6 protein-coding genes are annotated in these 8,614 nt (G+C 58.9%); 3 read left to right on the forward strand and 3 right to left on the reverse strand.

Going from position 1 to position 8,614, the window contains the following annotated elements:
- Positions 1 to 155 precede the first annotated feature (155 nt).
- The 3 genes from D8U69_RS24420 to D8U69_RS24430 are packed head-to-tail and all read left to right on the forward strand — an operon-like array spanning position 156 to position 3,721.
- The gene (locus D8U69_RS24420) at positions 156 to 815 is read left to right on the forward strand and encodes a paraquat-inducible protein A (RefSeq protein ID WP_056853298.1); all 660 of its coding nucleotides are present in this window, start codon (positions 156 to 158) and stop codon (positions 813 to 815) included.
- Positions 802 to 1,425: a paraquat-inducible protein A gene (locus tag D8U69_RS24425; protein WP_056853297.1), complete on the forward strand. Its 624-nt coding sequence runs from the start codon at positions 802 to 804 to the stop codon at positions 1,423 to 1,425. Before D8U69_RS24420 ends, D8U69_RS24425 begins: the two co-directional genes overlap by 14 nt.
- On the forward strand, positions 1,418 to 3,721 hold the full coding sequence (locus D8U69_RS24430; protein WP_130904047.1) for an MlaD family protein: 2,304 nt from the start codon (positions 1,418 to 1,420) through the stop codon (positions 3,719 to 3,721). Before D8U69_RS24425 ends, D8U69_RS24430 begins: the two co-directional genes overlap by 8 nt.
- A 69-nt stretch (positions 3,722 to 3,790) precedes the next feature.
- On the opposite strand, the gene mksF is transcribed toward D8U69_RS24430, so the two are convergent.
- From mksF to mksB, 3 genes are read right to left on the reverse strand one after another with little or no spacing between them, the layout of a single operon-like run.
- The gene (gene mksF / locus D8U69_RS24435) at positions 3,791 to 6,631 is read right to left on the reverse strand and encodes an Mks condensin complex protein MksF (RefSeq protein ID WP_056853295.1); all 2,841 of its coding nucleotides are present in this window, start codon (positions 6,629 to 6,631) and stop codon (positions 3,791 to 3,793) included.
- Positions 6,628 to 7,329, reverse strand: a complete 702-nt coding sequence (gene mksE, locus D8U69_RS24440; protein WP_056853294.1) for an Mks condensin complex protein MksE — start codon at positions 7,327 to 7,329, stop codon at positions 6,628 to 6,630. The genes mksF and mksE overlap by 4 nt, the downstream gene beginning before the upstream one ends.
- The gene (mksB, locus tag D8U69_RS24445; RefSeq protein WP_056853293.1) at positions 7,319 to 8,599 is read right to left on the reverse strand and encodes an Mks condensin complex protein MksB; all 1,281 of its coding nucleotides are present in this window, start codon (positions 8,597 to 8,599) and stop codon (positions 7,319 to 7,321) included. The genes mksE and mksB overlap by 11 nt, the downstream gene beginning before the upstream one ends.
- Between the last annotated feature and the right edge of the window lie 15 nt (positions 8,600 to 8,614).

Consider the following 8,614-nt stretch of genomic DNA (forward strand, 5'->3'; position numbering starts at 1 on the left):
TCGTCAAGATTAAATTCCGAAACCCCAATTGCGAAAGCAGTTGGGGTTTTGTTTTTGTGCGCAAGAAAAACGTGTCATGCGCGACACAAATTTGCACAGTTATTTTCCACCCAGGACACTAGAATAGGTCCAACTTTTTCAGATTCAGAGGGCTTATGCCAGAGCCGGTTGACACCCCAGGGCTGTCAGAATTACCACTAGAAAATCTGGTTGCGTGCCATGAGTGCGATTTGCTGATGCGCAAGCCCAAGCTCGCTCATGGCGAGAAAGCCCTGTGCCCGCGCTGTGGCTATGAACTCTATGCCCACCGTCACAACGTCGTGCAGCGAAGTCTTGCCCTGGTCATAGCGGCGCTGCTGTTGTACATCCCGGCGAACTTTTTACCCATCATGCAACTCAATCTACTCGGGCAATCGGCTCACGACACTGTCTGGAGTGGTGTGGTCGCGCTTTTTGACACAGGCATGCAAAGCGTTTCAGTGATCGTGTTTCTGTGCAGCATGGCCATCCCGCTGCTCAAGCTGCTGTGTCAACTGATCGTATTACTGAGCATCCGTTTCAATATCGGGCGCAGTTACGGCTTGCTGCTCTACCGCATTTATCACCACTTGCGCGACTGGGGAATGCTTGAGGTGTACCTCATGGGCGTATTGGTGGCGATCGTCAAACTGGCCGATATGGCAGCAATCACCGTAGGACTTGGTCTGGCGTGCTTTATTGGTTTGTTGCTGATTCAGGTCTGGTTGGAGGTCGTCATGTCACCTCACCAGATCTGGCAGGCTTTGTCAGGAGAAGATGCCCATGCGGGCGATTGATGCAGGCATTCTGATTTGTGCGGAATGTCATGAGTTGAACAGGCAGGAAGCTGATACCGATGAGCAAGTCTGTACACGCTGCGGAGCGTTGGTTCACGCCCGCCGCCCGAATAGTCTGGTTCGGACCTGGGCCTTGCTGATTACGGCTGCCATTCTTTACATACCGGCCAATATGTTGCCGATCATGACCGTCAACTCCCTTGGAAAAGGTGCGCCCAGCACGATCATGGCCGGTGTGATCGAACTGGTTCACTACGGTATGTTCCCCATTGCGGCCGTGGTGTTTATCGCCAGTATCGTGGTCCCCACGTTCAAACTCGTGGGTATTGGCCTGCTGCTGTTTTCGGTGCAGCGCCGTCAACCCTTGTCGGCCCGTCAACGCATCTGGATGTACCGCTTTATTGAATTCATCGGGCGATGGTCGATGCTCGATATCTTTGTGATCGCCATCCTGGTGGCGGTCGTTAATTTTGGGCGGCTTGCCAGCATTGAAGCCAATCCAGGTGCGGTCGCTTTTGCCAGCGTGGTAATTCTGACGATGCTTGCCGCAGTAACTTTCGATCCCCGACTGATTTGGGATAACACGGAGTCGGACGACGACCATGACTGATTTGCCTGTAGCGAAAACCCGACCGGCCTCGAACTGGTCAGCCATTTGGGTGTTACCTCTGATCGCCCTGATTATTGGCGGCTGGCTCGGCTGGCGTGCCTATAACGAGAACGGCATCGAGATACAGGTGCGTTTCGAGAGCGGCGAAGGTATCCAGGCCAACAAGACCGAAGTGGTTTACAAGGGCATGTCGGTAGGTAAGGTGAAAACCCTCAAGCTCGATGATGAAGGGAGTTCCAAGGGCGTCATCGCCACCGTCGAAATGAACAAGGATGTCGAGCAATATCTTCGGACCAGCACGCGTTTCTGGTTGGTCAAACCGAGTGTGACGCTCGCTGGTATCACCGGCCTGGAAACGCTGGTTTCGGGTAACTATGTGGCGATCAGCCCCGGTGAAGGCGAGCCCACTCGCAAGTTCAAGGCACTGGCCGAAGAGCCGCCGCTTTCCGATGCTCAACCCGGCCTGCACCTTACGATCAAAGCCGATCGACTGGGCTCTTTGAACCGTGGCAGTCCGGTGTTCTACAAGCAGATCAAAGTGGGACAGATCAAGAGTTACGTGCTCTCCGAGGATCAGAGCACCGTTGAACTCAAGGTGTTTATAGAGCCGACTTACGCCAAGCTGGTGCGTAAACACACGCGTTTCTGGAACGCCAGCGGCATCAGCATCGATGCCAATCTGTCAGGCGTGAAGGTACGCAGCGAATCTCTGGCCAGTATCGTCGCCGGCGGTATTGCCTTTGCAACGCCGGAAAACCGCAAGGACAGTCCGCCTACTGATCCGAGCTTGCCGTTCCGTCTGTATGAGGATTTCGATGCAGCGGCAGCGGGTATCAAGGTCAAGGTCAAGCTCAGTGACTTCGAAGGCTTACAGGCTGGTCGTACGCCGGTCATGTACAAAGGTATTCAGGTCGGCACGCTCAAGGCGCTCAAGGTTGATCCGGATCTCTCCGCCGCCAGCGCCGAATTGACGCTGGACCCGCTGGCCGAGGATTACCTGGTCGACGGCACGCAGTTCTGGGTGGTCAAGCCGTCCATTTCGTTGGCCGGCATTACCGGCCTGGAGGCATTGGTCAAAGGTAATTACATTGCTGTGCGCCCCGGTGACAAAGGTGCAGCGCCGCAACGTGAGTTCGTCGCGCGGCCCAAGGCGCCGCCGCTGGATCTGCGCTCGCCGGGTCTGCACCTGGTGTTGTTCACCGAGAACCTTGGTTCGCTGGAAGTCGGCAGCCCGATTCTCTACAAACAGGTGAAAGTCGGGTCGGTACAGAGCTACCAGTTCTCGCGTAAAAGAAACCAGTTGGTGATCGGCGTCCACATCGAGAAGGAGTACGAAAACCTGGTCAACGCCTCGACGCGGTTCTGGAATGCCAGCGGTATCACGCTGACGGGCGGGTTGACCGGCGGGATTCAAGTCAAGAGTGAGTCGCTGCAAAGCCTGATGGCTGGCGGCATTGCCTTTGAAACACCGCAGGCCAATGCGCCATTGCAGAAACGGATTCCGCGGTTCCGCCTGTTCGCCAGCCATGAGGAAGCCAATCAGAAAGGCGCGGTGATCACGATCAAGGTCGATCGCGCCGATGGGTTGCGAGCAGGGACTCCCATTCGCTTCAAGGGTCTGGATGTCGGCAAGATCGAGAACGTTGACCTCAGTGATGATCTTCAATCGGTACTGCTGACGGCACGCATCACCGAAGTACCCGAGCGCATCGCGCGAGTTGGCAGCGAGTTCTGGGTGGTCAAGCCTGAGTTGGGGCTGATCAAGACATCCAACCTTGAAACGTTGGTGACTGGGCAATACATCGAAGTGCAGCCAGCCGCGAAGAACCTCGGCCCGCAGAAAAACTTTGTGGCTCTGTCCAGTCCACCCGAAACCGCCAAGGCTGAAGCCGGATTAAGCCTGGTACTGAGCGCTGCCCGCCGAGGTTCGTTGAAAGCCGGGGTGCCGGTGACCTATCGCGAAATCACCGTGGGTAAGGTGACGGGGTATGAGCTGGGCCAGACGGCGGACCGCGTGCTTATCCACATCCTGATCGAGCCTAAATATGCGCCGTTGGTGCGTAGCGGTACGCGCTTCTGGAATACCAGCGGGTTTGATTTCGATGTCGGTCTTTTCAAAGGCGCAACGGTGAGAACCGAGTCGCTGGAAACCATGATTCAGGGCGGCGTTGCGTTTGCCACGCCGGACGGTGAGCGGATGGGCAGCGCCGTGCGGCCGGAACAGACGTTCCCGTTGTTCGACAAGTTCGAAGAGGAATGGCTGACCTGGGCACCGAAAATTTCCCTCGGCAAGTAAGCCGGTAAGAATGAAAAAGGCCGCGATCCATTGGATCGCGGCCTTTTTAATGCCTTCGACTAAACCGGATCAAACCGCATCCAGTTCCGGCTCATCCGCTGCAACGTTGAGCGTTGCCTTCACTTGATCGTGACGACGGATGTACTTCCAGTCCGCCTCGTCGATGTAGATGCCCGCCGGACCGCTTCCGCCTTCCAGGTCGATCGCGACACTGGCGCAAACCTGCGGTTTCACACTCGCGAGAATCGGCACGAAGCCCAGTTGCAGGCTGGTTTCCAGCAATGCAGCCTGGTTCTTCTCATCGATGTCCGCGGCTTCGTCGAGGTAGTACGGCAAGCGCACACGCCCGGCCAGGTCGCGGTCCATCAAGTGCAGCAACAAGTACATGTTGGTCAGCGCCTTGATGGTCATGGTGGTGCCGTTGGAGGCCGCGCCATCGATGTCGGTGTGGATCACCGGTTGACCGTTGACCTTGGTGATCTCGAACGCCAGTTCGAACAAGTCCTTGAGGCCGAGCTGGTTGTGGTTGGCCGCCACCAGTCGAGCCAGATATTCCTTGGCCTCTTCGTTCTTGTTGTCCTGTTCCGCGCTTTGGCTGAGGTCGAACACCGACAGGGTTTCGCCTTCTTCGTACTGACCGGCGCTGTGGATGATCTGGTCGATGTGCTTGAGCGCTTCCTTGTTGGGAGCGAGCACGATGCGGAAGCTCTGCAGGTTGGACACCTGACGCTTGTTGATCTCGCGGTTGAACAGCGCCAGTTGATGCTCGAGGCTGTCGTAGTCGCTGCGGATGTTGCGCAAGGTGCGGGCGATGTCGGTCACAGCGGCACGACGGGCCTTGCCCAGGGTCAGGGCTTCATCGGTACGGTGCGCGTAGGCGTTGATCAGCAGTGACAGGCGACGCTCCATATCGTCTTCGCTGTCGAACTTGGCCACGCCCTTGAGGCGGACCTGCGCGTACAGCGCTTCGATCTGGCCATCAGCGCGCAACAGGCCTTGCCAGCTGTCCTGATAGTCATTGAGCAGTGGCAGCAGGTTGTCCATGGAGTCGTCGATCGGGTCCATGAACGGCGTGCCGAAGGGCAAGTCCGCCGGCAGCAACTGGCGGCGGCGCAATGCGTCGTCGAGGGTGCGTTGCTTGGCTTCCATGTCGCCGATCTGGCGGCCGACCAGTTGCAGCTTGGCTGACAGTTGCTGGACGCGCTCGGTGAACGCATCGCTGGAGCGCTTCAGCTCGTCCTGCGCCGCTTCCATTTGCGCGAGTTGTTCCAGTTTGTCGCCTTCTTCAGCGCTCAAGGTCTGGGCGCGACGGAAATCTTCCAGGGCTTTCTGCGCGTCCAGCACTTGCTGGTACAGCGCTTCGGTCTGGGTCTTGCTCGCGGCGCGGTCGGCAGCCACGGCTTGCTGGGTTTTCAGTTGCTTGAGTTCTTTGTCCAGACGCTCTTTCTGATCGCGCAACGCTGCACGGTCGGCCAGCGCCTGCAAGGCTGGCGGCTCGATGTGCGAGATGTCGATGGACAGGCCCGGCACTTCGAAGCGCTCGCCTTTGAAACCGTCGAGGATCAGTTCCACGGATTTCACCCAGTCGCCGTTCTCGTCGAGGGTGATGCCGTGCTCGCCCAATGGCAGGCTGAACAATGCGCTGTTGAACAGGCGCATCAGGCGCTCGACGTCCTGCTGCGAGAACTCTTCGCGCAGGCGCGCATAACTGTTGTTGTCGGCATGGTCGAGTTGCTGCTTGACCGACTTCAGGCGTTTTTCCAGCTCCCGCAGGCGCTCTTCCAGATCTTCGGCGCTGAACTGGCGCGACTGAGCCAGAGCACCGGCCAGTTCATCGTGAGCGTCTTTGGCCGCGAGCAATTGCTGCTCCAGCACTTTGACGTCATCGACCAGGGCAAAGCGGTGCTTGAGCACCGCCAGTTCGCCGAGCCAGCGCTGGATGCCGGTGATTTCCCGCTCCAGGCGCATCAATTCCTGGGTGCCGCCACGCTGATCGTTTTGCAGGGCGTCCTGCTCGTTGCGGTAATGCTCGGCCTGAATGGTCAGCTCTTCCTTGCGCGCACTGGCGTAGTCCGACCAGGTGCCCAGCAGGGAATCGAGCAGTGGCGAAATCCGGTGCAGCTTGCCGCGCAGGATGTCGCGCTGCTTCACGCCATTGGCCAACGCTTCGACGAGTGGGCCGGCGGCGACCAGCGAGTTGTAGTCCTGCTCCATCCGTCGTACATCGCGGAAGGCTTCTTCGCACGCGGCAATGTAATCGACGCTACCGGAACGCAGGCTGTGCTCGAACGCATCGAGGAACAATTGCTTGAGCTTGGCCGCGGTAATTTCACGCATGTGCAGCAGGTTGATGAACAACGCGCGGAACGTCTTCAGGCTCTGTTCGCTGGTGGAGCGCAGCGGAATCAGTGTCAGGTCCAGCGGAATCGATGTGTGACCACCGACCAGCAGACGACGCAGTTCATCAGGCTTGAGTTCATAGGCTTTCAGGCCTTCGCGCTCGAGGTTGGTGAACAGTTCTTTCTGACGCAGGCAGGTGTCGTTTTTCTGGTAATGAGCCAGATCGAGCTTACCGGCGTAGGCGAAGAACTGGTGACCGAAACCACCGCCCGGGCCGCGCCCGACCACGCCGATCACGTGTGGGCCGTGGGGCAGGTTCACTTCCACCAGAATGTAACTGGTGTCCGAGGCGAAGTAGAAACGCCGGGATTGTTCCAGGCTGTACTTGCCGAAACTCATGTCCGACATGCGCGCCAGAATCGGGAACTGCAAGGCGTTGATCGAAGCGGATTTACCGAGGTTGTTCGCGCCGTAGACCGACAACGGTTCTTCCAGCGGAAACAGGCCGAGGCTGTAGCCGGCGGTGTTCAGAAGGGCAAAGCGGCGGATGCCGTAACGTTCCTTGCTCATGCGTCGAGCTCCTGTTCTTCGGCAATGGCGCGGGCCAGGGCGTCTTCTTCGCTTTCACTTTCGAATTCGCTCAGGTCCAGCGGGTCGTCGGTCTGCAGCAGTTTTTCGTCGCTGTCTTCGTCGATCAGCACCGGCACGGGCAGTGGCAAGACGCTGTGCAGGCTGGCGGCCAGGTCTCGGTCTTGCTGGACCGACAGGCAGACGTCGAGGAAGCGGTGCATCGGCGGCAGAAAGCGGTAAACGCCGTTTTCTTCGCTGGCGAAACCGAGTTGGGTCATGCGGCGCATGATCTTTTCTTCGAGTTCGTCCTGGGTCTGCACTTCGGCCTGAATGAACAGGTCGCGGTACTTTTCCAGCAACGATGGCAGTTCGTCGCGACCGAGGCTCCCACCGTCGAGCACGGCGATCGGATCGCGCCCCTGATCGGCCAGATGCTCGACGAGGATGAAGGTGAACAGCGCCAGACGCTGGGCCGTCTTGTTTACCGCGGCAGCGGCGAGGTCCGGTACGAAATAGTAGAAACCACGGGTGTCGCAGACCAGTTCAAAACCCAGTGCCTTGAAGAGCGTGCGGTACTGGTCCTGAAAGTTCGACAGCTGAGCGTACAGCTCCGGATCGCGGCGGCTGACGTGGTAACCCTTGAACAGCTCGCGGAAGATCGGCGCCAGTTGGGACAGTTCGGATAGATCAAGATGCATAAGGGGTGCTCGCAGAATCCTCGGTAGCGTCAGGGCCGGCCGAGAGCAGGGCGAAGGAGCGCAGGCTGACCTGGTGCTCATGTGTGAAGTAGTCGCGACGTTCCAGGCGTTCGCGCTTGAAGCGTTTTTCCCTCGACAGGCGCGAGAACCAGTACAGCAATTCGTCGGTGGCGCCGTCCGGTTCCTGTTCCAGCAGCCAGGTCATCAGATCCGGCATCGGCAAGGCGTCCTCGCAGCGCTCGAGCATTTCCCGGACCGTGCGTGGCGCACGCGGGGCATCGCCGCCCTTGTGGGTTTTGTGCGCCTTGGGAAAGCGCGCCGGTTTCGGTTCGAAACGGGCCAAAGCGTACACGTAGGCCTCGACCTGACTGGCGCTGCCGAGAAAGGTGCTTTGCGGGCGGGTGAACATCGGCATGGCCGCTTGCGGTACGGCGTCGATGCCTTTGCGGCGGATCATCGACAGCGCCAGCGCGGCGCCACGGGTCACCGCGTTGTGCCGCCGCGCTTCTTCGCGCAGCGGCAGCAGCAGTTCGCGGGCGTGACGCAGGGTCAACTGGGCACTGGTCTGCATTTCGAGGATGCGCGCGTGGGTGCGCAGCAGCATGTCGTCATCGACCAGGTGGCCGAGCCGCTGCTGTTCGCTGAGCATTTTCAGCAGGACAGTTTCGACCTTGCGCACGCCTTGTTCGAAGGCGCCATCGGCGTTCACCAGATCGATCATCGGTTCGACGTATTCGTCCCAGGTCGCCAGCACTTCAGCGTAACGCTGACGCAGCGGAATCTGTCGGTCGCTGGTTTTCGCCCGTTCGGCGACAGCCACCAGTGCCTGTTCGTCGTTATCGAGCTTTTTCAGTACGTCACGGACGCGCATGTCGAGCAGACGCAACTGACGGGCGAGGTCATTGCCGTCACGGATATCGAATGCATCCTGGATGTAACCGGCCAGACGCTCGAGGTGGCGCAGATAGGCTTCGATCTCCAGGCACAGGCCCAGACGGTGTTCACGGCGCAGATAGGCGAGGAAGTCGTGAATCTGCGCGTTGAGTTCGAAACGGTTCGGGCTTTTCGCCACGGGAACCAGAATATCGAGGCGAATCCACACATCCAGCAGGCTGGTGATGTCCTGCGGCGTACTGTCGAGTTGCTGGGCGGCCAACTGTGAACGCAATTCGTTGAGGCTCAGTGTGCCTTGGTCGAAGTGCTCGCACAGTGGCTCCAGAAGTGCCCAGTGTTCAGCGAGGGCGCGCAAGACGCGCTTGGGTTCGATCATCGGAATGGCCGGCTG

The sequence above is a fragment of the Pseudomonas sp. Sample_16 genome (assembly GCF_004307665.1).
Lineage (GTDB): Bacteria > Pseudomonadota > Gammaproteobacteria > Pseudomonadales > Pseudomonadaceae > Aquipseudomonas.

What these genes read in the sequence shown, in the direction of transcription:
- D8U69_RS24420 (WP_056853298.1), top strand. Translation starts at nt 156, where the DNA reads ATGCCAGAGCCGGTTGACACCCCAGGGCTGTCAGAATTACCACTAGAA.
- D8U69_RS24425 (WP_056853297.1), top strand. Translation starts at nt 802, where the DNA reads ATGCGGGCGATTGATGCAGGCATTCTGATTTGTGCGGAATGTCATGAG.
- D8U69_RS24430 (WP_130904047.1), top strand. Translation starts at nt 1,418, where the DNA reads ATGACTGATTTGCCTGTAGCGAAAACCCGACCGGCCTCGAACTGGTCA.
- mksF (WP_056853295.1), bottom strand. Translation starts at nt 6,631, where the DNA reads ATGAGCAAGGAACGTTACGGCATCCGCCGCTTTGCCCTTCTGAACACC.
- mksE (WP_056853294.1), bottom strand. Translation starts at nt 7,329, where the DNA reads ATGCATCTTGATCTATCCGAACTGTCCCAACTGGCGCCGATCTTCCGC.
- mksB (WP_056853293.1), bottom strand. Translation starts at nt 8,599, where the DNA reads ATGATCGAACCCAAGCGCGTCTTGCGCGCCCTCGCTGAACACTGGGCA.